The sequence below is a fragment of the Ectobacillus ponti genome, assembly GCF_024294785.1.
Lineage (GTDB): Bacteria > Bacillota > Bacilli > Bacillales > Bacillaceae_G > Ectobacillus > Ectobacillus ponti.
In genome coordinates this window covers 78,593-104,600 of the sequence record NZ_JANCLT010000003.1, presented here as the reverse complement: position 1 = coordinate 104,600, position 26,008 = coordinate 78,593, and the positions used below count along the sequence as shown (strand labels likewise).

The 26,008-nt window shown below is 53.3% G+C and carries 24 protein-coding genes; 9 read left to right on the top strand and 15 right to left on the bottom strand.

Annotation, left to right across the window (positions count from 1 at the left end; all coding sequences use genetic code 11):
- Window positions 1-35 precede the first annotated feature (35 nt).
- Together NK662_RS06680 and NK662_RS06675 are read right to left on the bottom strand one after the other, a co-directional pair.
- Complete coding sequence (locus NK662_RS06680; RefSeq protein ID WP_254758142.1) at window positions 36-2,408, bottom strand: YhgE/Pip domain-containing protein; 2,373 nt, start codon at window positions 2,406-2,408, stop codon at window positions 36-38.
- A gap of 67 nt (window positions 2,409-2,475) precedes the next feature.
- A complete protein-coding gene (locus tag NK662_RS06675; protein WP_254758141.1) occupies window positions 2,476-3,048 on the bottom strand; it encodes a TetR/AcrR family transcriptional regulator in 573 nt (190 codons plus the stop codon).
- 218 nt (window positions 3,049-3,266) lie between these two features.
- Between NK662_RS06675 and NK662_RS06670 the strand changes: the two genes are divergently transcribed.
- Window positions 3,267-4,715, top strand: coding sequence for a cryptochrome/photolyase family protein (locus tag NK662_RS06670; RefSeq protein WP_254758140.1), 1,449 nt, complete (start codon window positions 3,267-3,269; stop codon window positions 4,713-4,715).
- A 142-nt stretch (window positions 4,716-4,857) separates the two neighbouring features.
- Complete coding sequence (locus NK662_RS06665) at window positions 4,858-5,436, top strand: DUF2269 family protein (protein ID WP_254758139.1); 579 nt, start codon at window positions 4,858-4,860, stop codon at window positions 5,434-5,436.
- 42 nt (window positions 5,437-5,478) lie between these two features.
- Here the strand turns inward: NK662_RS06665 and hemY are convergent, their stop codons facing one another.
- From hemY to NK662_RS06645, 4 genes are all read right to left on the bottom strand, one after another.
- On the bottom strand, window positions 5,479-6,912 hold the full coding sequence (hemY, locus tag NK662_RS06660) for a protoporphyrinogen oxidase (protein WP_254758138.1): 1,434 nt from the start codon (window positions 6,910-6,912) through the stop codon (window positions 5,479-5,481).
- 24 nt (window positions 6,913-6,936) lie between these two features.
- The gene (gene hemH, locus NK662_RS06655) at window positions 6,937-7,875 is read right to left on the bottom strand and encodes a ferrochelatase (RefSeq protein WP_254758137.1); all 939 of its coding nucleotides are present in this window, start codon (window positions 7,873-7,875) and stop codon (window positions 6,937-6,939) included.
- A gap of 20 nt (window positions 7,876-7,895) precedes the next feature.
- Window positions 7,896-8,942 (bottom strand): uroporphyrinogen decarboxylase, encoded by a 1,047-nt coding sequence (gene hemE, locus NK662_RS06650; RefSeq protein ID WP_254758136.1) that lies wholly within the window; start codon window positions 8,940-8,942, stop codon window positions 7,896-7,898.
- A 151-nt stretch (window positions 8,943-9,093) separates the two neighbouring features.
- Window positions 9,094-11,202 (bottom strand): transglycosylase domain-containing protein, encoded by a 2,109-nt coding sequence (locus NK662_RS06645; RefSeq protein WP_438503605.1) that lies wholly within the window; start codon window positions 11,200-11,202, stop codon window positions 9,094-9,096.
- A 119-nt stretch (window positions 11,203-11,321) separates the two neighbouring features.
- Between NK662_RS06645 and NK662_RS06640 the strand changes: the two genes are divergently transcribed.
- Window positions 11,322-11,786 (top strand): antibiotic biosynthesis monooxygenase family protein, encoded by a 465-nt coding sequence (locus NK662_RS06640; protein WP_254758134.1) that lies wholly within the window; start codon window positions 11,322-11,324, stop codon window positions 11,784-11,786.
- Between the two features lie 53 nt (window positions 11,787-11,839).
- Here NK662_RS06640 and NK662_RS06635 read toward each other — a convergent pair whose 3' ends face one another.
- Window positions 11,840-12,574: an EcsC family protein gene (locus NK662_RS06635; RefSeq protein ID WP_254758133.1), complete on the bottom strand. Its 735-nt coding sequence runs from the start codon at window positions 12,572-12,574 to the stop codon at window positions 11,840-11,842.
- A gap of 235 nt (window positions 12,575-12,809) precedes the next feature.
- On the opposite strand from NK662_RS06635, the gene NK662_RS06630 reads away from it, so the two are divergent.
- Window positions 12,810-14,150, top strand: a complete 1,341-nt coding sequence (locus NK662_RS06630) for an APC family permease (protein ID WP_254758132.1) — start codon at window positions 12,810-12,812, stop codon at window positions 14,148-14,150.
- A 15-nt stretch (window positions 14,151-14,165) separates the two neighbouring features.
- Here the strand turns inward: NK662_RS06630 and NK662_RS06625 are convergent, their stop codons facing one another.
- Both NK662_RS06625 and NK662_RS06620 read right to left on the bottom strand, forming a co-directional pair.
- Entirely contained in the window at window positions 14,166-15,389 is a 1,224-nt protein-coding gene (locus NK662_RS06625) for an ABC transporter permease (protein WP_254758131.1), read from the bottom strand.
- The gene (locus tag NK662_RS06620) at window positions 15,386-16,126 is read right to left on the bottom strand and encodes an ABC transporter ATP-binding protein (RefSeq protein ID WP_254758130.1); all 741 of its coding nucleotides are present in this window, start codon (window positions 16,124-16,126) and stop codon (window positions 15,386-15,388) included. The genes NK662_RS06625 and NK662_RS06620 overlap by 4 nt, the downstream gene beginning before the upstream one ends.
- Window positions 16,127-16,929: 803 nt before the next feature.
- On the opposite strand from NK662_RS06620, the gene NK662_RS06615 reads away from it, so the two are divergent.
- Complete coding sequence (locus NK662_RS06615; RefSeq protein ID WP_254758129.1) at window positions 16,930-17,373, top strand: HIT family protein; 444 nt, start codon at window positions 16,930-16,932, stop codon at window positions 17,371-17,373.
- Here the strand turns inward: NK662_RS06615 and yhzF are convergent.
- On the bottom strand, window positions 17,370-17,552 hold the full coding sequence (gene yhzF / locus NK662_RS06610) for a membrane protein YhzF (protein ID WP_254758128.1): 183 nt from the start codon (window positions 17,550-17,552) through the stop codon (window positions 17,370-17,372). The genes NK662_RS06615 and yhzF overlap by 4 nt on opposite strands.
- A 70-nt stretch (window positions 17,553-17,622) precedes the next feature.
- Between yhzF and NK662_RS06605 the strand changes: the two genes are divergently transcribed.
- From NK662_RS06605 to NK662_RS06595, 3 genes are all read left to right on the top strand, one after another.
- Window positions 17,623-17,985 carry a YtxH domain-containing protein gene (locus NK662_RS06605; RefSeq protein ID WP_254758127.1) on the top strand — a complete coding sequence of 121 codons (363 nt, stop codon included), beginning with the start codon at window positions 17,623-17,625 and terminating at the stop codon, window positions 17,983-17,985.
- 171 nt (window positions 17,986-18,156) lie between these two features.
- Complete coding sequence (locus NK662_RS06600) at window positions 18,157-18,714, top strand: HTH-type transcriptional regulator Hpr (RefSeq protein WP_254758126.1); 558 nt, start codon at window positions 18,157-18,159, stop codon at window positions 18,712-18,714.
- A gap of 245 nt (window positions 18,715-18,959) precedes the next feature.
- Entirely contained in the window at window positions 18,960-19,139 is a 180-nt protein-coding gene (locus NK662_RS06595; protein ID WP_254758125.1) for a hypothetical protein, read from the top strand.
- 290 nt (window positions 19,140-19,429) lie between these two features.
- On the opposite strand, the gene NK662_RS06590 is transcribed toward NK662_RS06595, so the two are convergent.
- A complete protein-coding gene (locus NK662_RS06590) occupies window positions 19,430-19,522 on the bottom strand; it encodes a YjcZ family sporulation protein (protein ID WP_254758124.1) in 93 nt (30 codons plus the stop codon).
- A 256-nt stretch (window positions 19,523-19,778) separates the two neighbouring features.
- Here NK662_RS06590 and prsA point away from each other — a divergent pair, with 256 nt between their 5' ends.
- The gene (gene prsA, locus NK662_RS06585) at window positions 19,779-20,648 is read left to right on the top strand and encodes a peptidylprolyl isomerase PrsA (RefSeq protein ID WP_254758123.1); all 870 of its coding nucleotides are present in this window, start codon (window positions 19,779-19,781) and stop codon (window positions 20,646-20,648) included.
- A gap of 89 nt (window positions 20,649-20,737) precedes the next feature.
- Here prsA and NK662_RS06580 read toward each other — a convergent pair whose 3' ends face one another.
- The 4 genes from NK662_RS06580 to NK662_RS06565 form a co-directional block, all read right to left on the bottom strand.
- On the bottom strand, window positions 20,738-20,938 hold the full coding sequence (locus tag NK662_RS06580) for a sporulation YhaL family protein (RefSeq protein WP_254758122.1): 201 nt from the start codon (window positions 20,936-20,938) through the stop codon (window positions 20,738-20,740).
- Between the two features lie 63 nt (window positions 20,939-21,001).
- Window positions 21,002-21,943 (bottom strand): 3'-5' exoribonuclease YhaM, encoded by a 942-nt coding sequence (yhaM, locus tag NK662_RS06575; protein WP_254758121.1) that lies wholly within the window; start codon window positions 21,941-21,943, stop codon window positions 21,002-21,004.
- A 70-nt stretch (window positions 21,944-22,013) separates the two neighbouring features.
- Complete coding sequence (locus tag NK662_RS06570; RefSeq protein ID WP_254758120.1) at window positions 22,014-24,689, bottom strand: ATP-binding protein; 2,676 nt, start codon at window positions 24,687-24,689, stop codon at window positions 22,014-22,016.
- Window positions 24,679-25,917 (bottom strand): metallophosphoesterase family protein, encoded by a 1,239-nt coding sequence (locus NK662_RS06565; protein WP_254758119.1) that lies wholly within the window; start codon window positions 25,915-25,917, stop codon window positions 24,679-24,681. The genes NK662_RS06570 and NK662_RS06565 overlap by 11 nt, the downstream gene beginning before the upstream one ends.
- Window positions 25,918-26,008: the final 91 nt, after the last annotated feature.

Genomic DNA, 26,008 nt, shown 5'->3' with positions numbered 1-26,008 from the left:
CAAAAAGCCCCCGTCCGCGGACAGGGGCTCCTGTGTTATTTCGCTGTCTGCTGCAGCTTGCGGAAATAGCTGCGGTACAGCAGGGTGAAGCAAAGGGCCGTGCCGGCCGCACAGGCAAGCGCCCAGAGGCCGAGCACACGTGCATTGCTCCACATATAGCTGAAATCGCCGCTCGCAATGGCTGCTTTAAATGCATTGACAGAGTATGTCATCGGAATATAGTTTGCCGCCTTTTGCAGGGCAGGCGCCACCATTTCCAGCGGATAGGTGCCGCCGCTTGTAGTCAGCTGCAGTACAAGAATGATGATGGCAACCAGACGGCCGGCATCGCCAAGTGTTGTCACCAGGAACTGAATCAATGTCAGGAAAGCAACGCTGGTGATCCAGGCAAGCGCCATGAAGCGCCATGTGCTCTGCACCTCAATGTGCAGTCCCTTCATGACAACCCAGTCGATGACAAGCGACTGGATGGTGCCAACCAAGAGCACAACCGACAGCTTGCTGAGGAACCAATGGAAGCCGGATTTCGGCAGGCCGTTTGCTTCGCGCAGCGGATATACAACGCTGAGCAGCAACGCGCCCACATACAAGCCCAGTGAGATGAAATACGGCGATACACCTGTGCCATAGTTCTCCACATGGCCAAAGTCCTCCGTCTTCACGTCCACCGGCTTCGCAAACATTTCGTAGGTTTCCTTGCTTCCCTTCGTGCTTCCGGTCTTTTCTACACCGTCCTGCAAGCCGGAAGTTAATTCCTTGGAGCCGTCAGATGCTTTGCCTGCGCCTTCCTGAATATCCTTCGAACCGTTTTCAAGCTGCTGCAGGCCGGATGTCAGCTCACCCATTTTGCTTTGGATGGTCCGGGCTCCCGTTGTCAGCTTGTCAGAACCGTCCGCAAGCTGCGCCATGCCGCTTTGCAATTGCGGCACCGCCGCAAAATATGGGACTGTCTTCTGCACAAGTGTGCCTGCCCCCGTGCTGGCACGGTCCAGGCTCTGCCCGAAGCTCTCATAGCCCTTCAGCCATGTGTCCTGTCCCTGTGCCAACTGCCCAAGACCGGCTGACAGCTGCTGCTGCCCTTGTACCACCTGATCCAGCGACTTGCCGAATGCGGTGACGCCTGTCTGTGCTGCCGCCGCTCCGCTGCGCAAATCGCTTGCGCCCTGCTTCAGCTTGTCAGCGCCCGGCACAAGTGCGCCCAATCCGTCCGCTACCTGTTTGGCGCCGCTTTGCACCGAACCGCTTCCCGCCTTCAGCTGCTCCACAGCCGGCTGCAGCTGGCTCTTGTACGGCTCCGGCAGCTGGTCAATCTGTGCCTGCAGCTGCTCCAAGCCCGCATCAACACCGGCGGCTCCCGCTGCTGTCTGGTCCGCGCCGCCTTTGGCGCTCACGATGCCTGCCGCCAGGTCTGTGCTGCCGTCCGCCAAGTCCGATGCGCCTGCATACAGCCGGCCTGTGCCTTCCTTCAGCTGCGCCAGACCCTCATCCTGCAATCGTTTTGCTCCTGCCGCGAGCTCCGCCGCACTGCCGGATGCCCGCTGCAGGCCCGTCTGCACGGACTGTGCCCCCTGGTACAGCGGTGCATAGCCGTCCTTTTGCAGCTGCTGCAGGCCGCCCGCCAGAGATGAAATGCCCTGCTGCACCTGCGGCGTTTGCTCCGCGAAGGAAGCTGTGCCGCTCTCTACTTGATGCATACCGGCATTAAACTCATTGCTTTTTTCCTGAAAGGACTGCATGCCTTCCTGCAGCTTACCGGCCCCTGTGCTTGCTTCCCCCATCTTTTCAGTGAAGGTCAGAGAACCCGAAGCCAGATCCTTCAGGCCGTCATACAGCTCCCGGGCGCCGTCATGCGCCTTGGCAAAGCCTTCATTTGCAGACTGTACCCCGTCAAACATCTCCTCGGCATACGTTTCGGTGATGCTTGCCGCCACCTCTTCCTTAATCTTCTCCACAGCGCTGCTGCTGATTTGGGCTGCCAGGAAGTTGTAGGCCTTGTTCGGCATATACTCGAGTTCTAAATGCTTCGGGTGCTCCTCAGTCAGCGTGGCTGCATTCGCCGAGAAATTCTCCGGAATGCGGATGACCATATAGTACTTCTGGCCCTTCAGCCCCTGCTTTGCCTGTTCGTCACTGACGATGTGCCACTGAAAATTATCTTTGTCCTTGAGCTTATCCACAAAATCCTTGCCGACAGTCAGCTGCTTGCCGTCATGCTCGGCACCCTTATCTAAATTGACCACCGCCACCGGAAGCTGGTCCAGCTGACTGTATGGATCCTTAAACGCATATAAGTATGTGCCCGTATACAATACAGGGATAAACATAATGGCAATCAGTGCGATGGCGCGCATCCGATTTTGGAAAATAGCAGAAAACTCACCCCGTATTGTCTTTAACAGCTGCTTCACGTGTCTCCCCCCAAACGATTGACCATTTTGTTCATTTGGTCATTTACCCTAAAAAGAAGGAGATTATCTATTTCGATAATCCCTTCAGCAGATACAGCTCAAACAGCTGGGCAATATGTTCTTTTTCGAGCGGCTCATGCTTTCGCTCCCAGTCAAAAATGAGGGCAATGTACAGGCGCAGCATCACGAATGCCGTCAGCTCCGGATCACACTCCCTGATCAAGCCGCGCTGTATGGCAATCTCCAGCTTTTCCTTAATAAAGCTGATGATGGCTTGATCCACCTGCTTCATGACCTCTTGCACCTCCTGCGTGCCAATCTCCCGCTCCTCCTGAATCAGCTTGAGCACAAGCTGATGGTCTTTGCGGAATTCCAGCAGGCGGTACAGCGCCCTGTGCACATTCTCAAAGAATGACAGGTCAGGAGAAAGCGATTCCTGTGCCACCTGCTTCATTTCATGAATCAGGCCCGACACAATTTCACCAAACAGTTCCTCCTTATTCTTAAAGAAGGTATAAATGGTGCCTTTGCCAACGTTCGCAGCCTTCGCCACCTGATCCATTGTCGTTGCCTTATACCCAAAATAAGAAAAGGATTTTGCTGCCGCTTCCAGTATTGCACGTCTTTTCTCCGATGCCATCTGCCCACCTCCAGAAACTGACCAAATGAACAATATAGTCATTTTATACAAAAGATATCGTACCACGTACATACAGGAAAAGCAAGGGACAGGAGGGCCGCAAGCTCGTCCAACCTTTTTAGAATTAATGTCCTATTTTTGTATAAGCATTTTCATTGTCGGACCTGGATTGGCTTGCTATAATACGTTATCATAGCGGAATGAGGGGAAGATTTGATATGAAGAAACGGACAATCGTGCTGTTCAGGCGGGATTTTCGCTTATTTGACAACCCCGCCTTACTGACAGCGGCAAACCGGGGAGCTGTGCTGCCGGTCTACATCCATGATCCGGCTTGCGAAGGCGACTGGCAGCCGGGCGGGGCAGCCAAGTGGTGGCTGCATCATGCACTCGCAGATGTGAAGGCACGCCTGCAGCAGCTTGGTGCGGACCTGCTCATTGAAGCGGGAGAAACCGCTGCGGTGCTGCTTCGGCTTGTAGAAGAAACGGGCGCGAACACTGTATACTGGAACCGCCGGTACGAGCCTGCTGTACGCATCCATGATGCAAAGCTGGAGCATATGCTGCAAAACGCCGGAATGGAGGTGCATACCTTTGACTCGCATCTGCTCTTGGCGCCGGAAGCTGTACATAAAGGAAAAGGAGAGCCGTATAAGGTGTTCTCCGCTTACCATAAGGCATTTCAAAAGCATACTGTTCCCGCGCCCCTGCCCAAGGTCAAGCAAATCAGCAGCTGGACAGCCGCTTCCGGCCTTGCCTTATCGGATTTACAGCTGCTGCCGGCTGTTCCATGGACAGCCGGCATGGAACGGGTGTGGACCCCGACAGAAGCAGGAGGCTACGAGCGGCTGAAGCTGTTCCTGAACCGGAAGCTGCCGCGCTACAGCGAACTGCGTGATTTTCCTGCCATAAGCGGCAATTCCTCCCTTGCTCCCTATTTGGCATTTGGCCAGCTGTCGCCGCGCCTCGTCCATCACTATATGATGCGAAAGCTGCCGCTGCAGGAGAAGCCCGGATTGCAGCAGGAAGCAGAAAGCTTTCTCCGTCAGCTCGTTTGGCGGGAGTTCAGCTACCATCTTCTGTTCCACTTCCCGCATACTGCAGCCGAGCCGCTGCAGCCGTCCTTCCGCGCCTTTCCTTGGCGGGAAGACAGCGCATTGCTTGATGTATGGACAAAAGGGCAAACGGGCTATCCCATTGTCGACGCCGGCATGCGCGAGCTGTGGGAAACCGGCTTTATGCACAACCGGGTGCGGATGATTGTCGCTTCCTTTCTGGTAAAGCATCTGCTGATTCCATGGCAGCAGGGAGCAGCCTGGTTCTGGGACACGCTCCTCGATGCCGACCTGGCCAACAATACAATGGGCTGGCAATGGACAGCCGGCAGCGGCGCCGATGCCGCCCCCTACTTCCGCATTTTCAATCCGGTGACGCAGGGAGAGAAGTTTGATAAGGAGGGCGAATATGTCCGCCGCTGGGTGCCGGAGCTTGGCAGCATGCCCTGCAAATACATCCACAAGCCTTGGGAGGCGCCGGAGCACGTCCTGCTGCAGGCTGATGTGGCACTCGGCACCACCTATCCGAAGCCGATTGTGGATCACGCAGCAGCCCGTGTACGGGCACTGCAGGCATATGAAGAAATGAAAAGAACCGCCAGTGCGAACTGAGCGGTTCTTTTTACTGAATATCCTCTGTTTCCATATAAAAGCTTTACAATTACAAGATAAAATTGGATTTTTAACCATATTTAACATAAAAAACGTGTTAATATAGTAATCATAAAATATTGCGAAAGCGAGGACTTTATTAATGCTTTATAACATTGTTCTATTTTTGCACATCATCGGTGTTCTTCTTATGTTCATCGGCGTCGGCGTCACCTTGACAGCTATGCTGGGAACACTGCATGCCCGCACCGTGGAAGCGCTGCGGAGCTGGTCCGGTTTGGCGAAGAAGGCGGACGGCCTGCTGCCGCTGAGCGTGATTTTTATCCTCCTTCCCGGCGGGTATCTCGTCTCCCAAGGCTGGACATGGTCCGCGGCATGGGTGGCCATTTCTCTCACCACACTTGTTCTGATGACGGTAATGGGGCCGGTGATCAACCTGACCCGCATTAAAGCCATCCATACTGCAGCCTGTGAAGCGGCGGAGGGCCCGCTGACAGCAGAATTGCATGCCATTGTCCGCAATAAGGCACTGTGGAATTCTGTTTCCATCATGACCATGCTTGCGGTGGCCATCGTGTTCCTCATGACGGTCAAGCCTGGATTTGCCGGTTCTCTTCTGGCACTCGCAATTGCAGTGCCGGCCGGACTTTTTGCTTCTGCCGGCATGCGGAAGCAAGGCGCGGCTCCAGCCGCTTCTGCCGCGAAAATAAAAAAAGCTTAACAAAAAGGGTGTGCGGAATGAAACCGCACACCCTTTTTCCTCTTATTGCATAGTGGCGGCCGCCTGCCGCTCCGCACCCTGCAGATGCTCCAGCACCAGCTTGACCGCAGCTTCGCCTTGGTCAATACAGTCTGGAAGACCAGCCCCGGCGTAGGAGCTGCCGGCAAGATAAATGCCAGGAAGCTCACGCGCCATAAAGCTTTGCAGATTGTTCATCCGCTCCTTATGCCCGACTGTATATTGCGGCATGGCATCCTTCCAACGGCTTACCACCGCAAAATCCGGCTCTGCATGAATGTCCATTGTTTTCTTTAAATCCTGCAGCACAGCACCGATAATTTGCTCATCCGGTGCCTCCACAATTTCCTCATACCCCGGGCGGCCCACATAGCAGCGCAGCAGCACCTTGCCCTTCGGCGTTGTATGCGGCCACTTCTTATGCGTCCATGTACATGCCGTAATGACAAAGTCACTGTTGCGGGATACAACAAAGCCAGTTCCCTCAATATCCCGCTTAATGGCACTCTCATCGAATGCAAGCGCAACGTTGGCCACAGAAGTGGAAGGGATATGGCGGAAGAATTGAAACTCCCGGTGCTGGGCGAACATGCCCGGCAGCGTCCGATGCGGTGCCGCCACGATGATGGCATCCGCCGCCAGCTCTTTGCCGTTGCTCAGCAGCAGCTTATAGCCTTGTGCATGCCGCGCCACCTTTTCCACCCGTGTGGATTTCAATACAGTGTTCGGCTCCAGGCGCGCTTCCACAGCCTCCACCAGCGATTGCAGGCCGGTCTTCAGCGTCAGGAAAATTCCTTTCTTCGGACCCGGGCTGACCGGCTTTGGCGCCTTTGGCGAAAGGGTGCGCATGCCAAGCACGATGCTGCGGTGCTTCTGCTCCACCTGATAGAACTGCGGGAATGTCGCCATCAGGCTCATCTGATCGATATCCCCGGCATAAATCCCGGACAACAGCGGCTCAATCAGGTTTTCCACCACTTCATTTCCGAGACGGCGGCGGAAGAACTGGCCGAGTGATTGGTCCGGCTGCTGCTTCGAGCGCGGCATGATGAAATCAAAGCCGGCCCGCAGCTTGCCAAGCGGCGAGAAAAGGCCTGATGTTACAAACGGCGCCACCTTCGTTGGAATGCCCATGTTGGAGCCTTCCGGAATGCCGTGCAGCCTGTTGTTCACGAGCACATATGACTTGCCGGTCGCATTGTTGACCAGCTCATCGCCAAGACCCACTTCCCGGACAAGACGGGCCGCGCTCGCCTTGCGCTCCAGGAAGGAGTCAGGGCCGCGCTCAATGACAAAGCCGTCACGCTGGACCGTCTGCACCTTGCCGCCCAGCTTGCCGGATGCTTCAATGAGAAGCGTTTCAATCGGAAGCTGCTGCTCGCGCACTGTCTTTTGTAAATAATAAGCTGCCGTAAGCCCGGCAATTCCTCCACCAATGATGACTACCTTTTGCTTCATGTGAGGCCCTCCCTCTGCTGCCTGTCAGTGTGCAACTGCTTGCAATTTCTTCCTTACAACTGTCGCCAGGCAGTCAATAAACTCTTCCTGCGCGTTCGGCATGGCCGGACGGTAATAGCTTGCGCCAATTTCATCCGTTACGGCCTTACACTCTGTATCGTTGTCATACAGTACTTCCAAATGGTCGGCAATAAAGCCCACCGGTGTATATACAAAGGCCTTGTAGCCATGCTCTTCATACAGCTCGCGCGTCAAATCCTGCACGTCCGGGCCGATCCATGGCTCAGGCGTGTTGCCGGCGCTCTGCCAGCCTACCGCATAATTCTTAACTTCAGCTTGCTTTGCAATTAGATCCGCTGTTTCCTGCAGCTGCTGCGGATACGGATCACCCGCCGCAATAATTTTTTCCGGCAGGCTGTGCGCGGATACAATCAGCACTGCATGATCCCGCTCGTCAGCCGGCATGGATGCGAAGGCTTCGCGGACACGGTCCGCCCAATAGCTGATGAACTTCGGCTCCTGATACCAGCTTTCAATATCATAGATAGCCGGTCCGCCCAGCTTCGCTGCGGTTTCCTTCGCACGTCCATTGTAGGATTTCACGCTGAACGTGGAATAGTGCGGCGCCAATACGATGCTGACTGCTTCCTCAATGCCATCCTTGTGCATTTGCTCCACCGCGTCCTCTACGAACGGCTCAATGTGCTTCAGGCCGAGATACATTTTGAACTCGATCTCATCCTGCACCGCGTTCAGGCGTTCCTCCAGCTTGTGCGCCTGGTCCAATGTGATTTGCGCCAGCGGGGAAATGCCGCCGATGGCGCGGTAGCGGTTTGTCAAATCCTGCAGCGCTTCCGGGCTCGGCTTGCGGCCGTGGCGGATATGTGTATAGTAGCGCTCAATATCCTCTTCTTTATATGGCGTGCCGTACGCCATGACAAGTAAACCCATCTTCTTTTTCATATAAGCTGCTTCGCTCCTTCTTACTTCTTCAATTGTTCTCTCGTATAGTCATGCACAAAGTCAGTCAGACGCTTCAGCGTGTCAGGATTCACATCCGGGAATACACCGTGGCCGAGGTTGAACACATAGCCCGGCTGCTGCATGCCCGCATCCAGAATGTCCTTCACGCGCGCTTCAATCACATCCCACGGGCAAAGAAGGATGGCAGGCTCCAGGTTGCCCTGCACCGCCTTATGAATGCCGCGTCCGCGCGCCTCCGAAATCGGAAGCCGCCAATCCAGACCAACCACATCAAGCGGCAGGTCGTTCCATTCGTTTGCCAAATGGCTTGCTCCCACCCCAAACATGATGAGCGGCACATTCAGCTTGCGCAGCTCTGTGAAAATGCGCGTCATAACCGGTTTAATAAAGAAACGGTAGTCTGCTACATTCAAAGCACCGACCCAAGAATCAAAAATCTGCACCGCTTTGGCACCCGCTTGCACCTGTGCACCCACATATGTAATGGTCATATCCGCAAGCTTATCCATCAAGGCAAACCATGCCTCCGGCTGCGCGTACATGAATGCCTTTGTTTTATTATAATTACGGGACGGCCCGCCCTCAATCATATAGCTTGCCAATGTGAAAGGCGCCCCGGCAAAGCCGATCAGCGGCACATTCAGCTGCTCTGTCGTCAACAGCTTAATGGTATCAAGCACATAAGGAACGTCCTGCTCCGGGTGGATTTCACCCAGCTTTTGCACATCGGACAGGGAGCGGATCGGGTTGCCGATTACGGGGCCGATTCCTGCTTTAATGTCCACATCCACACCGATGGCAGGCAGAGGGGACATGATATCTTTATATAAAATGGCTGCATCAACGCCGTATTGCTCCACCGGCAGGCGGGTTACGTACGCACACAGCTCCGGCTGCTTCGTAATTTCAAACAGAGAGTACTTTTCCTTCAGCTTGCGGTATTCCGGCTGAGATCGGCCTGCTTGTCTCATATACCAGGCCGGTACATAATCCGTCCTCTCTCCTCTGCAGGCTCTTAAAAATGTGTCATTAAATACTTGTGTCAAAACCCCAGTCTCCCTTCTGCTTCCTCCGATTGTTTCCTTCCTTACTATACAGTTTTCCACCATAAAATGCACAATCAAAGTTCTTTTGTTCATGAAATTGCCACTTTTCCATACGGAAAGCAGCGCTTTCATTATATCATAGCGGCACGTTTCACGGTCTGACAAGGCTTGTTTTTTCCCCCTCCCGCTCTGTCTGCGGATTGTAGGGAACCACATAGAATTGCGGCCGGGCGAACACGTTCAAAAACTTCACGCGATACTCGCCTTTGCCGGTCACCGTTCCTGCAAGCGTCTCTTTCACGCCTTCTTTCTTATAAATACGGTATTGCACCCGTTCATCAGGGAGCGGCTTCCATGTCAGCTTGGCTGTGAACAGTCCAAATGGGCTGAACGTCAGCTTCGCTTGTATCGCTTCCACCGGACCGACCCGGATTGGGTCTTCCACATTTTCGACGCCTCCCGGCTGCTTGAAGGCAGCTGCGGCTTCCTCATCGGTATGCCGCAAAATCTGCTTGAACAGTCTGGTCGGATAGCCGCTTCCGCCGGTCATGTACTGCTCTCCCGTCTTGTCGTACCCCATCCAAACAGCTCCCACCAGGGAGGGCGTGTAGCCGACGAACCAAGCGTCGCGCACACCTCTGTCATTGCCCGGCAAGGAAGTCGTCCCCGTTTTCCCCGCCAACGCTCCGTCATACCGCCCTGCCTGTCCTGTGCCATCCTTCACCGCGCCTTCGAGCATCCGGGTCATGTACCAGGCTGTCTGCCGCGAGAACAATACTGTTTCCCGGCGGTCCGGCTCGGCAATGACTTCTCCCTGCCGGTTCTGGATTCTCTCAATCACATACGGCTCCACCAGGCTGCCGGATGAGGCAAAGGAACGGTACAGCTTCGCCAGCTCCAAGGGCGACATCCCTTCCTTCAGGCCGCCGAGCGCCATGCTCAATCCCTTGTCAGGCAATGCCGCACCGGCCTTTTCCAGGTATCCCTTTGCCGTTGAGATGCCAATTTCGTTCAGCAGCCAGACTGCAGGCACATTAACGGAGTCCTTCACGGCATCATACATGGTGATTTCCTTCGTGTAGCGGTTGTCGTAGTTGCGCGGTGCGTAGCCGCCAAAGGAAAGCTTCTCATTCGGCAGCAGGGAATAGGGCTTGAACCTGCCTGTTTCGAGCGCAGGCGCATAGACAAGCAGCGGCTTCAGCACCGAACCCGGCTGCCGCCTTGCATATACACGATTCCAGCCGCGCTCCTGGTAGTTCCGTCCGCCGACAGCTGCCCGGATGCCCCCTGTTTCACTGTCCAGAAGCACGAAGGCGCCCTCCGTCTTCTCATCCGGAAAATTCTCCGGGCTTCGGAAGGCCTCGTATGCCTCCGCCTGTAGCTTCTTATCCATGGCAATGGTAAAGGTATAGCCGCCCCGCAGCATTTCCTCATGCGAAAGGCCGTACCGCTCCTCCGCCTCCCGGAACACCATATCCATATAGGAAGCGTACTGGTCTTCCTGTTCCTGCTTTTTCATATGAAGAGAGAGGGTTCTGCCCTGCGACCGCACTGTATCCTCGGCAGACAGATAGCCCTGCTGCTGCATAAGGGACAGCACCAGATTGCGCCTGTTCCTGCTTTCCTCCGGATGCCACACCGGCGAGTAGGCACTGGGGGATTTCGGCAACGCGGCAAGCAATGCGCCTTCCTCCACCGTCAAGTCCTCCGGCTGCTTTTGAAAATACAGCTGTGATGCGGCTGCAATTCCGTACGCACCGTGCCCGAAATAAATTTGGTTGAGATAATATTCCAGGAGCTGATCCTTCGTGTAGGTGCGCTCCAGATTCAGTGCAATCACAAGCTCCTTCGTTTTGCGGAACCATGTTTTTTCATTTGTCAGAAAGACATTTTTCACGAGCTGCTGGGTGATGGTGCTCCCGCCCTCCACCTTTCCGCCTGCGGCCACATCCCGGTAGAGCGCCCGCAGCAACGCCGGCACATCCACCCCGTGATGCCGGTAAAACCGGCTGTCCTCGACAGCAATAAAGGCTTCTCTCACATGACGCGGAATACGGGAAATCGGAACGATCTCCCGGTTCTCCGCATACAGCTTCATCAGCTCATTTCCATTCCGGTCCACGATGCGGGAGGCAGAATGAAACACAAGCTTTTTTTCATCGACTGCATAATGGCCGAGCGCAATGATGCCGACATATACCGCAAGCGACGTCATCAGCACTATGGCGACAGCTGCCAGCCCGATTGCTCCCTTCTTAATCATAAGCTGCTCCTTTTCCGAAATCTGGTATGTATATTATGTAACGAAATGTTCTCTTTATGTATTATGGGGGAAACTTGCTATAATGAGGATATCACATCTGTAAGGAGGAACAAAAAATGACAGTATCCATTACATATTTAGAGACTGGCACTGCTCCCGAAGCAGCCGCGTTCACCGGAACAGGCGAAAAGGGAACCATCGTATTACATGAATCCGATGCCGGGGAGATGAAGTATGAAGTGCTGGATGCAGTGGGCGAACTGACGGGCGCCAAGGGCTTTGCCGTGCTGAACAATATCCCGGTGAAAGAAGAAGGCCGCGAACAGTTTGAACAGCGCTTCTTGAACCGGGCGCGCCTCATTGAAAATGAGCCGGGCTTCCAGGTGTTCCGCCTGCTGCGCCCGCTGACAGACGATACATACGTGGTGCTGACCATCTGGGATGACGAAGCAAGCTTCAAGGCATGGCAGCAGTCCCAGTCCTATAACAAGGCGCACCAGAAGCGCCACACGCCGGAAGGCATCGACCAGCAGGTGTCCATCTTCCCGCGCCCGTCCTTTGTGACAACCTTTGCCCTGTAAAAGAAAACAGACCCGCCTCCGCGGGTCTGTTTTTTATTGAATCCGACCGTTTTTCAGTCTGCTTGGATTTGCGCTCCCTGCTCCTGCAGCCAGCGCATGCGGTAGGCGTTCATCGCTGTTTCGCCAAGCTTATCCAACAGCTGATAGTTCGCATACGCGCCGACCGCCGCCCCGATGAACGGAACCAGCTGCAGCAGCTTCACGAGGTCAATATAATCCCGGTACTCCTGCTGGAACTTGCGCCAGTCGATGTTCTGCTCCTTCTCCCGGTACGTTTCCCAGTTCTCCAGGATGTAAAAAATATCCCGGCGGTGGTCATCGCTTGAGAAAGCAAGCTGGAACACATGAAGAATGAACAGCCGCTCTTCTTCCTTGCTTGTATCATAGCCATACAGCGTGGCTGCATCAAACAAAAACTTAATCTTAATGCCCAAGAGCAGCGGAAAATCGGCAAGCCCGAGCAGAATGCCGCCGGCACCGGTGCCGGCCCCCTCAGCGGCAGCCACCTTCTTATAGCTCTCCAGCTTCTCCTTCACCCGTGTATCCCGCTCCTGCAGCGTAAGGCCTGTTTCCTTCAGCTTTGGTTTAATGAAATCAGAGCCGGCGAGAATGCCCTGTGTCATCCTCTTGACCGTTTCCGTCAGCACGGCATGCACCTTCTCCGGAATGAGCTCCTGCATTTTCGTCTGCACCTTCTTGGCCGCCCGGTTCATCAGGGAGGATTCACGGATTTGCTCCTTCTTCCATGCTGCCGCAGCCTGCAGCATTTGTTTTTCATACTCTGTCATGCTTTCACTCCTCTTCTTCAGCATAGGCTACCTACAGCCTGACCGTAAAGCGCATCGTTTCAAACAAAAATATATCTTCCATTATAAAATATTTTCTCTCCTGGCAGCCCGAAACACATTGAATATTTAAAATTTTTAGTTAATATTAGAGATATCCTGTACAAAGAAGGAGGAGAGATGATGAAATACAATCATGTCAGGAATCAGACTCTGCGGTTGGGGGTGAAGTGGTAATATGTCATTGGATCAATTCGGATACAAGCAGGAGCTGAAACGCGCCTTAACGTTCTGGGATCTTGTTATTTACGGGATGATTTTCATGGTGCCGATTGCGCCATTCGGGGTGTACGGCTATATTGCGGACGCCTCTGAGGGAATGGTGGCGCTCGCTTACACCATCGGCATGTCCGGCATGATTTTTACCGCCTTCAGCTATGCCCGCATGTCCGAGGCCTTCCCGATTGCCGGGTCGGTCTATGCGTATGCGCAGCGCGGCATTAACCCCCACATCGGCTTTTTGTCCGGCTGGGCGATTTTGCTGGATTATATCCTGATTCCGTCACTCTTATATGTCGTGAGTGCTGCGGCGCTCGGAGCGCTGCTGCCGTCTGTGCCAATTTGGGTTTGGATTGTTGCATTCATTGGAATTAATACGGTTATTAATGTGTTTGGCATTGAGTTCACGGCAAAAGCGAACAAAGTGATTTTGATTCTGGAATTCATCATTCTTGGCATCTTCCTTGTAGTCGGCATCTATGCGCTGTATCACGGCGCCGGCAGCGGCACTCTTACGGCCAAGCCGATTTACAATGCCGGTGAGTTTAACCTTGCGCTTGTCATGGGTGCGGTCTCCATCGCCGTGCTCTCCTTCCTTGGCTTTGACGGCATTTCCACGCTGTCCGAGGAAGTAAAGGGCGGCAGCCGCGTAATCGGCAAGGCCACTGTCACTGCTCTGCTCATCGTCGGCGTGCTGTTCATCGCCCAGACATGGGTGGCGAGCGACCTGTCGCAGGGGCTGAAGCTGACAAATTTGGATACCGCCTTTTATGATATTGCCGGTGCACAGGTCGGTGAATGGCTGAAGGACCTGACGATTATCGCAACCGCCTTCTCCTGGGGCATCGCCAACGCCTTGGCCGCCCAAGCAGCCATTTCGCGCATTCTCTTTTCCATGGGACGCGACCGCCGCCTGCCGGCCATGTTTGCCAAGGTGCACCCGCGCTACAAGACACCATACGTCAGCACCCTGTTCGTGGCGGGATTGTCTCTTATCGTCGGCCTCTTCTTCCAGGCACAGATTGCCATGCTGACGAGCATTGTGAACTTCGGGGCTTTGACAGGCTTTCTCATGCTGCACATCTCGGTGGTGAACCACTATATCATCCGGCAGAAGTCCAAGGATTATGTCCGGCACCTGCTGTTTCCCATCATCGGGTTCATCATCATCGGCTACGTGCTGTACGGCATGGACCGGAATGCCATTTGGCTCGGCCTTGCCTGGGTCGCGCTTGGAGCCGTCTATCTCGGCTTCCAGATGAAACGGAACAAGAATCAGCCTGCAAGCCTGGATTTGTAAAAACAAAGGCTGGCCTCAGACGAGGTCAGCCTTGTTCGTGCGGTTTTTAATGTAAATGTAGGTAAACACGTAGCTGAACAGCAGCCCAATGATCAGCAGCAGGGCTGCATCCGTTACGGCAGCTGTTGCGGCCAAGAACGTGACAGCAAAGGCAACACTCGCCGCTGCCATGACAGCAAACAGGAGCTGCAGCAGCGCCGCATTCCGCCTCTCTGCCGGAACGGGATACAAATCCAGCCAAAGCTTATAGCGGTGATGCTTCCACAGGGTCAGCGACTGGTAGCCGATGAGATAGAGGAACAGCACACCCAAAATAAACCGGCCGTACAGAAATGGAATGACATAGATCAGAATGCCGCCAAGCACAAGCAGCCGTATATACAGCCCAAAGTAACCGCCGGCCCGCAAGAATGTCCTTACATACAGGTAGGAATAGGAATTCTGCTGCGAAAAGGACACAAGCCCCGCCAATGGATCCAGCCAGCGGCGGCGATGCACCTGCTCCTTTAAGGCCGGAACATCCGTGAACAAATTCGCCACCCGGTAGAACAGCAGCATCCGCTTGTTCTCTTCCGCAATGAGCTGCTCCCAGTTCAGCCCTCTTCCCCGATTTCCTTTATATAGGAAGAAACCGTACGCGGCCATGATGACAACAAGAACTGCGGCGTACACAGCCGAAGCCCGGCTCAGCAGCACATACAGGAGCAACGCATTCAGGCAAAGCCGCGCCAGCCGATCCAGCAAGCGTGTGCGGCTGCTCATACTGTACACCGCCTCCCATGCAGCAAACAAGTTCCAAAGCTTCATGAGGGCGGCAGCCGCCACAATCAGCAAATAGGACTGCCCGCTGCCCTTCAGCACCTGCAGGTACAGGGGGGCTCCCGCTGCTGCCAGCATGGCCAGCACATACAGCTGCAGCAGGTATGTAAAGCGGAAGGCTTTCGCAAAATACGGCTTCAACTGCTCCTCCAGCGGCAGCAGAAAAACAAGGTCCGCCGGCTTCAGCAGCGTCTGCACCGTGCCCGCTGTCAACGCCAGCGCCAATACAACCGCCAGCACAAAGGCTGCCGGGAAAGACGGGGACAAGGTTGCCAGCCATTGCTGGTAATAGTACGCCCCAACCCCGATGGCAAAAATCAAAATGAACTTCAGATGGTCATTAAAAATATATTTGCCGTATGTACGGGCCTCCTTCAGAAACAGGCCGAACCGCTGCTTCCACAATTCATGCACGTTCATCGCTCTTCTTCCTTCGTCAGTTCAATATAAATGTCGTCCAGCGTGGCCCCGCGCATGCCGAACTGCTCCTGCAGCTCCTGCAGCGTGCCCTTCGCCCGGATTTGCCCTTGGTGCAGAATGACAAAGGAGTCACAATAGCGCTCGGCTGTCGCCAGGATGTGCGTGCTCATGAGAATGCCGGCTCCCTTCTCCTTCATTTGCTGCATGAAGGAAAGCAAGGATTGAATGCCAAGCGGATCGAGCCCGACAAACGGCTCGTCCACAATATACAGGGACGGGCGGACAAGAAACGCGCACATGATCATGACCTTCTGCTTCATCCCCTTTGAGAAATGGGCCGGAAACCATTTCATCCGGTTTGTCATTCGGAACTCCTTCAAAAGCTGCTGCGTCCGCTCTTCATAGGTACGCTCGTCCAAGCCATAGGCCATGGCTGTCAGCTTCAGGTGCTCCTCCAGTGTCAATTCATCATATAAAACCGGAGTTTCCGGAATGAAGGTGAAGCTGGCCCGGTAGCCGGTCGGGTCCTCCCGGAAGGTTTTGTTGCGGATGGTGATGCGGCCCTCGCGCGGTTCCATCAAACCGATAATATGCTTAATCGTTGTGCTCTTTCCGGCGCCGTTCAGCCCGATCAGGCCGACGAGTTCGCCCGCTTGTACAGAAAAGGATACATCCTGCAGGACAGGCTTTTTCGTATAGCCGCCGGTCAGCTGTTGAACTTGCAATAGCGTCTCCATAGAACACCCCTTTCCATTTGGTCTTTTTCCATTTTATCAAACAATACCGCACTCTGGCGAATTCTCCTGCCCCGGCGCCACAATAAATTCCAATTTTCCGACATGCATGAGACCCGCTTATCCGGGACATTATAATTAGTGAGGAAGGGCCAGAGGTTGAAAAAGCAACAAACCATGGAAGTGACAAACGCTGTGAAGTGTTTTACTACTTGAAAATGGGGTGTTTGCCAAAGACGTCGGAGCCGATTGCTAAATGAAACATCACATCAGTTCTTGAAATGAGGTGCTGGTCGGAGATATCGGAAACGATTAAATCTCGCTGTAACAGTCGTGCTTTACGCAATTCTGTGAAATGAGGTGTCTCCAAAAGGCATACATGTTGAACGACGCATAGGATGACTGACAACTAACTCGTAAATGAGGTGCTTCGAGCAGAGCAGAGAGTACAGAAATACGCATAGTATGACTTGTTCTCACAAACCTTACCAAAAATGAGGTGCTGCGGTTGGAGCAGATGTTGGAAGACGCGTAAATCCTTGCAAATGAGGTGTTTGCAAAAGGCATACATGTTGAGCGCTTTTTCACTGAAACCTTCTTCGGAAGGCAGGAAGCCATAACGGCTTCCTGCCTTTTCTTTTTCCTGCGCAAATGTTCATTTTAGAAAACGATAAAGCTTTTATAAAAAACCTTTAAATTCTTTTTCTCAGTATAAAAATGATTTTGGCAAGTTTGGCCGGCGAATGATTTTATTCCAAATTAAAATATGGTAAAATACGGCTAATACCCGTGAAAGGATGAGAATAATGGCACATCACGATGAAAATTGTATCTTTTGCAAAATTATTGCCGGCCAAATTCCATGCGCAAAAGTATATGAAAATGAGCACGTTTTGGCATTTTTGGATATCAGTCAAGTAACAAAAGGGCACACATTGGTGATCCCCAAGACGCATCGACAGGATGTATTTGCCTTGACGCCGGACGTGGCTCCCCATTTATTTGCCGCTGTGCCGCATATCGCCAATGCCATCCAGAGGGCGTACCAGCCAGTCGGCCTGAACATACTCAATAACAATGGCGAAGCTGCAGGACAGACTGTTTTCCATTTCCATATGCACTTGATTCCGCGCTATGGCGAAGAGGATGGCTTTGGCGCCATCTGGAAATCGCAGCAAAGCAAGTACACCTTCGAGGATTTGCAGCAGATTGCCGGCAATCTTGCCAGCCATATAGAGCAGCAGCGCTAAACTATTTGCAGCAGACATGTACATATGAGCAGCAGGCATCCAAGGCCGCCTGACAGGATGGCACGTTGCTTCAGCACGAGCGGCGGCGGATAGGCCCGTTTTTGCCGGATGGACAGGAAAATCAGGATTGCATGCAGAAAACAGACGATACTGAGAACGAGCAGAACAGTCGTAAGCATTTCATCCCTCCTCTCCTATACGTATGCCTGTCTCCCTCGATTCATGAGCATTTTGAAAGGTGGTAATTCTATGTCAAAAACAAAAGCATTTGCAGCCGGTGTGCTCTTCGGCAGCGTCGCAGCCGGCATTGCCGCACTGCTGACGGCCCCTTCTTCAGGGCGCGAGCTGCGCAAGAAGGTTGCCCAGAAAGGGATTGAACTGAAAGGCCAGCTGGACGGCTTCAAGGACGACACGCTGCTACTGAAGGAGCAAGCCATCCAGACCGTGCATGACAGCAAGGAAGTATTCATTGAATTAAAGGATGACATGCAAAAAGCGCTCTCTTCCTGGAAGGCTGAAACAGCGCAAAACAAAGAAAATATCCAAAAGGAAATTGATGCCCTGCAGCGTTCCATTGAAGAGCTGCAGAAGTCGCTGCCTGACAGAAATTGACACACCCCGGCCGGTGGACACGGCGCAAGCTCCTTTATACAATGAGGAAAGCCGGTCCAACCGGTATACCCTAAAAATTTTCACAATTCTAACAAAAGTACTTTATTAATTTTTATTTTACTGGCATAATAGATACTAATGAATTAGATTATAAGAAAAGTAGGTGAGTTCATGAAAAACGGGGAAAAACATTATTCAATGAAAGAAGCAATGATTTTCAGTCAGCGGATCGCCCAGCTGTCCAAGGCCCTTTGGAAGTCTGTCGAAAAGGATTGGCAGCAATGGATTAAGCCCTATGACCTGAACATTAATGAGCACCACATTCTCTCCATCGCGTACCAGCTGAAGGGAGCTTCTATTTCTGAAATTGCCAAGTTCGGTGTCATGCACGTGTCCACCGCCTTCAATTTCTCGAAGAAGCTGGAAGAGCGAGGTCTGCTTGTTTTCTCTAAAAAGGAAGATGACAAGCGCAACACGTACATTGAGATTACCCCTAAGGGCGAACAACTGCTTGTGCAATTGATGCAGGATTACAATCCGGACAATAATGCTGTATTCAATGGTGCGCTGGCCCTGAGAGATTTTTACGGTAAATTTCCTGAAAATATTGAATTAATGGCAATTCTGCGAAATATATACGGGCAGGACTTCATTGAAATTTTCGAAAAGTCACTCGACAGCATTGAGGAAAACTTTACAGAGAAAGATCAAAAACTCGTAAAACGATAAGCAGCCATTATTCTATTTTCCATTCTGCGTTTTTGATCCAGCATGCAGCATCAGGAGAGTGATGTTGCAACTTATACCAGAAGCGGATCTTGCCCCGACAAGTTGCTCCGCTTTTTTCCCTGCTCTCATTGCTCAACCTTTCACATATTATATACAACCTCCTCTTTTCCGGAAATATCGTACACAGGAGAAACAACCTATGATACAATGTAAAAGATAGATTGGATAAGAAGGAGGATTCGTTCATGAATCTTGCTTTTGTAGCTCTCGCACTGATTGTTTTGTTCTATACGAACTTCATGACCCATACATTGTGTCAGCAAAAGCAAATGGCAGAACAGCACAGCAGCCGCGTATTCCGCTGGATTAACGTTTGCATCACCATTTTGCTCATTTCCAGCTACGTAGAAGTGATTTTCCATTAAAAAAGTGATGAAGAGCAGCAGCTTCATCACTTTTTTTATGCTTTAGAAGCAGAGTGCGCCAATAATGACAAGCAGGATAAATAAAATTAGGTATAACAAAAATTCATTCGGATATGAATATGTCATGTGTTTCGCCTCCTCCCTTCTTATGTATGCAGGACAAACGCCTGGGGTGCACAGAAAAGCGGAGCCGGCTCGTTCAGCCCACAGAAGGGAGGTTCCGGCTGCACAAAGAAAAGACCGGCTGGCCCACCCAACCGGTCTTTTCATAGTTTTTTAATCACTCACTCTTAGTACACCCATGCTGCACCGACGATGACCAATAAGATAAAGAGAACCACGATCAGCGCAAAGCCGCCATAGTAGCCGTATCCGCCGCTCATGCCTACACCTCCCCGCTGCTTTGTACCGTATCATATGAAAGATCGGCCTCCGATGCTTAGGCTTTTGCCTCTCCCCTGCGAAAAAATGTACGCAAGCCTTTTCAGTCTGTGCGGATATCCGGAATCGGACAAAAGCTTACAGGATTTGTCGTTTTGTTGACTCTTCATGGGAAATGCCTATAAAATGTGTTATATTAGTTGTTGTACGATTTGAGCATACTAATAGTAAAAAATTTGTAACAGGAGTGTTTATCAAATGAAGAAAGCAATTATTGCGCTGGCTGTCACAAGCGTTTTTGCCCTTTCTGCGTGCAACTCTTCCTCTAACTCAGAGGTTCTTGTGAAGACAAGCGCTGGAAATGTCACCAAAGAGGAGCTTTATGATGCAATGAAGCTGCGCGCGGGCAACAGCATCGTGAAGGAGCTTGTGGTGTCCAAAGTATTTACAAAGAAATATAATGTAACAGATAAAGAAATTGAAGCTGAGCTGAAAAGCGTGAAAGAGCAGTACGGCGATCAGTATGATTCTTTGCTGAAGCAAAGCGGCATGACAGAGAAGGATTTGAAGACGCAAATCAAGTCCAATCTGGCACTGAAGAAGGCCGTTGCTGACAGCATCACCGACAAGGATTTGCAGGCAAAATATAAGCCGGAAATCCGCGCAAGCCATATCCTGGTGAAGGATGAGGCAACTGCGAAGAAAGTGATGGACGAGCTGAAGGGCGGCAAGTCCTTTGAGGATTTGGCAAAGCAGTATTCAGAGGACACAGGCTCCAAGGATAAAGGCGGCGACCTCGGCTTCTTTGGCCCGGGCAAAATGGTGCCTGAATTTGAAGCAGCTGCGTATAAGCTGAAAAAGGGCGAGATGACGCAGGAGCCAGTGAAATCACAATACGGCTACCATATTATCAAAGTAACAGATATTAAGGAACTGAAGCCGTTCAATGAAGTGAAGGATGACCTGAAGAAGCAGCTTGTGGACGAGAAGATGGCTGATTCTACATTCGTCAACACACTCATTGACAAGGAACTGAAGAAGGCTGATCTGAAGGTGGAAGATAAAGACCTGAAGAGCGCATTTGAAACAAAAGCGGCCTCTTCCGGCACCAGCACGAACGGCCAATAATATAGCAGCAAAAAGGCTGGCTTCCGAAATGGAAGGCCAGCCTTTTTGCTGCTGCCACGGACACTGCCCCGTTATGCGGCTTCTTATTATTACGATAAAATCGTAGAGTCATTCTTCTCGTGGTTCCGGCGTTCCCGCTCCTGCTGCAGGCGCTTCATATACACATCACCTTCCCGTTCAATGAACTCCTGGTCGATTTCCTGCTCCTTTTTTGAGGTATACAGCACCATATAACCGCTTATAATAATCCCGACGATGACAAGATACACCCACCAAGGCAACAGCTCCATTGCAATCCCTCCATAGACAAGCTTTCTTTCTCTCACTATATGAAGAGAAGGAGCAGGTTATTCCTATTGATGGAAGGTCGGCTTGTAAAACATACGGTTATCGAGCGCAAATACCCGGTCTGTATATTCACCCGGCTTCGTCCGGCTGAGCACCCGGTCCAGCATATTCATTTTGGCATCCAGGTTATCAATGTGATGCAGCACCTCCGCCTCACGGATCATCGGGGGCTTCGGACTGCCCCATTCCAGCTTGCCGTGATGGCTGAGCACAATGTGCTGGAGCACGACCACTTCCTCACCATGAATGTCCAGCTCCTCAGCCGCTTTGCTGATTTCGCTCACCATAATGGAAATATGGCCAAGCAGGTTGCCCTCTACTGTATAAGAGGTGGAAATGGGGCCTGACAGTTCAATCACCTTGCCGAGGTCATGCAAAATGACACCTGCATACAACAGGTCCTGGTCCAGTGATGGATACAAGCCGGCAATGGCCTTTGCCAAGTCCAGCATGGATACAACGTGGTAGGCCAAGCCCGATGCAAACTCATGATGGTTCTTCGTAGCGGCCGGATATTCATAAAAGGCGGTCTGATGCTTTTTGAGCAAATGGCGTGTAATCCGCTGAATGTTCGGGTTGCGCATTTCAAAGATATATTGCGTCACCTTCTCCATCATCGCTTCCTTCGGGACAGGGGCTTTCTCCACAAACTCTGCGATATCGGGCACTTCATGCGCCTGCGCCAGCCTGATTTGCTTGATGCGCAGCTGGATGCGCCCCTTGTAATTGAGAATATCCCCGACCACCCGGACAATTTTTTCCGCTATGTAATTCCCTTCATCCTCCTTGGAGACATCCCAAAGCTTCGCTTCAATTTCGCCGCTTTGATCCTGCAGCATAAGTGTGAGGAATGGCTTGCCGTTACTGGCAGTGCCCCGTGAAGCTGATTTGATCAGCAAATATACTTCTACCTGTTCGCCCACTTCATATTGCATAATCTTCTTCATATATCGTCCTCCAATACAGCTCTCATTTCTTTTATTATATCATATGGGTGCCGCGGATGAGAAAAGCAGCCTAATCGGCTGCTTCTGCCAGCTCATGCACCTGCTGCCCGGCAAACATTTCCCTCATATGATGATGGCAGGTAAAAAACAGGATTTGCCGCTTCCGGGCCATTTGCTGCAGCAGCTGCACCGCGAGCCCGGCACGGCGGCTGTCAAAGTGAACGAAGCTGTCATCAATAATTAAGGGAGCATTCACGTGAAAGGCGGATGCCAAGGCCAGCCGCACTGCCAGATACAGCTGTTCGGCCGTGGCTTGGCTTAATTCCCGGCTGTCAAAGCGGATGCCGTCGTGCCGCTCTATGATAAGCTGCCGCTCTGGCGCCAGCAGCCGGGTATATTCCCCCGCAGTTAGATGAGAAAAATAGATTTCCGCTTGCTTCAGCACCTGCGGCAGCCGGACAGTATGATAGCGCTGCTTCGCCCGCTCCAGCATATGGCGGGCTGCCGCATACACAGCCCATATTTCAGCCTGCCCGCGCAATCGGGAACGAGATCCCTCATACTCGTGCAGCAGATCACGATAGGACCCCTCCCCTTCCAGCTGCAAGACGCGCGCTTTTGCTTCAGCAGCCTCATCCTGAAGGCGAAGCTCCTTCTCTTGCAGCGTAATCAGCTCCTGCTGCCACCCGTCCGGCTCCTGCCAATCTGCCGGTATGCTGAGCGCCTGCACTTGCAGATGGCCAATTTGCTGCTGCAAGGCTTGCAGCCTGCCGCGGGCTGCCTCGGCCTGCTCAAAGCGGCCCGCCTGCCGCTGGAATTCCAGGCCATCAGCCGCTCCCGCCATGTTCCACAGCTGCAGCTGCTTTTCATGCAGCCCGTCTATCATGCTCTGAATCTCTTTCCTTTCCCGCTCCAGCTTCTGCCGGGCTGCGGCAAGCTGCCTACGTCCGGCGTCCTGCTCCCTTATTTCCTGCAGCCTGTCCAATGCTGCGGAAAGGCTCCAGCCGTCCGGAAGCGCCGCCTTCAGCTTTGCCAAGCCCTGCTCGAAGACCCGCAGCTGCTGATTCAGCCGGGAAATTCTCATTTCCACCCGATCCAGCTGCTCCTGCAGCTTTCCCGCCCGCTCCAGACCTTCCCATGCAGACAGCAGCCCGGCATGGGACATCGTCTCCGGCAAACCATGTTTTCTGCAGATGTCAGCCAGCCTCTGCCGGACAGCGTACTGCTCCCGCTCCCACGCTTCGTATTGCTGCAGCACCTGCTCATATGACTTCTCCGCCTGCCGCAGCTTCCGCTGCTCCCGCTCCAGCAGCCAACTGTTTGCCGGCACGGACTGCTGCCTCCGCATCATCCATACATATACGGCTGCCAAGCTGATACAAAGACCCAGCGCTCCGGCAAAGAGCCATGCTTCCCGCAGCCACGCTCCAACTCCAAGCAGTATGACCCCGACCGGAAGAAACCGCAGCAGCAGGCTGCCCTGCTGTTCCACAGCTGCCGCATGCTCCTTCCTCTCCCCGCGCGGCGGCAAGTGCGCCTGCAGCTGCCGCACCTCTGCCTCCTGCGCTTCCAATGCCTCCTTTGCCAAAGCAAAGCGTTCATCCAGCTGCCGCTGAACACCCTGCAGCCGTTCTGCCTCCAGAACCTGCTGCTGCAGCTCCTCTCTTTGGCCCATTGCCGCCGGCAGAACATCTTCCTCCCCGATTCGCCCGATTTTCTGGTACTGCGCAGTAATTTGATCAGCAAGCTGCTGCCGCTGCCATAACGCCTCCTCACGCTCCCGCTTGGCGGCTTCGTACAAGGGCTGCTGCGCCCGCCATTCCTCCAGCAGTGGCAACACGCCCGCCCCCCCGCTATCCGGAACCCCGGCCAGATCTTGAACGGCTGTTTCCAGCTGCTCCTGCAGCAGCGCCCGCCGTACATGCAACGTCTCCAGCTCCCGCTGCAGCCGTTCCTCCTGCCGGATCAGCTCCTCATAAATAGGATGCTCCTGCGCTTCGCGTACAAGCTCCTCGCACATATGCCGCTCCTGCAGCAGCGAGCGCAGCACATGCATTTTTTCATACTCCTGCAGCTCCTGCTTCCGCTTTCGGACCTGATACAGCTCCTGCTCGGCCATGTGCTGCCGCTCCGCCAGCAGCCGATATTGCTCCGGCATGGACTGCTTTTTCCCAAGCTCCATACGCATACGGCTTACATCGCTCAGCATGGAATTTATGGCCGGCTTCCGGCCGTTCGGGCGAAACAGCTCATCCATGCGGCGCTGCAGCAGACGCTCTGCCCCCAGCAGCGCATCCGTCCCGACAGCCCCCGCCGACAGCAAATAGGCGCCCAGCTGCTCCCGGTCCAGCTTATGAATCTGCTGCAAGCCATGCATATCAAAAGAAAAAACAGCATCAAAGGTTTGTGCATCAAGTCCTTGCAGCACCTGCTTCAGAGACGCCTCCCCGCCGCATGTGCCATCGGCAAAAAACACGGAAGCCTCTCCCCTGCCAATCCGCTCAATTCGAACCTGGCCATGCTCTTCTGTCCAAATGGTAAGAGAACCTCCGTACTTCCCCCCTGTTTTCGGCTCATAGCGAAGCTGTCCCTTGGCTGGAAACCCAAACAGGATGCTGCGGATAAAGGAGCGGATGGTGGACTTTCCAGCCTCGTTCTCCCCATAGATCACACTCAGGTCGGCAAGCTGCAGTTCTTTCTTCTCCCACTTGCCATAGCCGTATATATGCAGCTGTTCAAGCTTCACCGGTTCCCCCTCCTCCCGCAAGCAGCTGGAGCAGCAGCCGCTCTGCTGACCCGGCAATCTCCTCTTCTTCCTCCTCTGTAAACGGAACCAGCAGCTGGCGGGCCACCGCTCCGGACCAAAGCGGCTGAACGGCCGCCTGTACAGCCGACCGCTGCCCTGCTTCCTCCAGCAGAAGGCTGAAGAAAGGATGCTGCCGCAGCTCTTCCGGCGAAACAGAAGGAGCTGTGCGGTTATCGAGCTGCGTCACATATACGAAGTCCTCCCGTTCCTCTTCCGCCTGCAGGGCTGCCAGCAAATCCTCCCGCTGTCGCTCGTCCGCCATGAGCTCCGCCATCGGGCCCGCACCGCCCAGAATCAGCCGCAGCAGCACACCTTCCCGTCCGCGGCGCTTCTGTTCCATCGTCTGCCTGCACAGCTCCAATAGCCCATCCACTGTTTCCATTCCCTCAATCGAAAGGACTGCCTCCTCCCAAATCACATCGGCAGTGGCATGAAACACACAATCCGCATGCCCCCGGTGCAGCTTCACAACATAACAGCCCTTTTCCCCGGTTTCCTTGCGGTGCCGCCCTTGAATATTGCCCGGGTAAACTACGGGCGGCTGGGCATGAAGCAGCTGCCGTTTATGAATATGCCCGAGCGCCCAGTAATCGAACGGCTTGCCAAGCAGCGACTGCAGGCGGAAGGGCGCGTACAGGCTGTGCTCCGTTTCCCCCTCCATCGATCCATGCAGCATCCCAATATGAAAGCAGTCTCCTGCTGCTTCATACTGAGGTGTCATATCAACAGTAACGGCACGCTGCGGATAGCTGAAGCCATATATGTACGCCAGCAGCTCGCCATCCCGAAAAAACGGCTTTTTCTCTACAACCGGCTCCGTAAACACATGTACATGCTCCGGAACAGACCATGCCGCCCGCTTGCCGCCCATGTGGTCATGGTTTCCATAGCTCATATACACGGCAATTCCCGCCTTGCTCAAACGCTGCAGCTGCTCCCGCATAAACAGCTGTGCGGCCAAAGTTTGCGCTTCCTGGTCATATATGTCGCCGGCCAGCAGGACGAAATCCACCTGCTGCTTCACCGCTAAATCCACAATGCGCCGGAAGGATTGAAATGTGCTCTCCTTCATCCGCTCCCGCAAACATGGCGGCACGCTTCCTGCCAGCCCCTTAAAGGGGCTGTCCAAATGCAAATCAGCGGCATGAAGAAATGTAAGTGATGTCATCGCTCTCTCTCCTTTATCCGCCTTCAGTGCAGCACGGCAGATTTCCATTTTGCACAATAACAAAGGATATGCCAAAATAGTAGTAATGGTA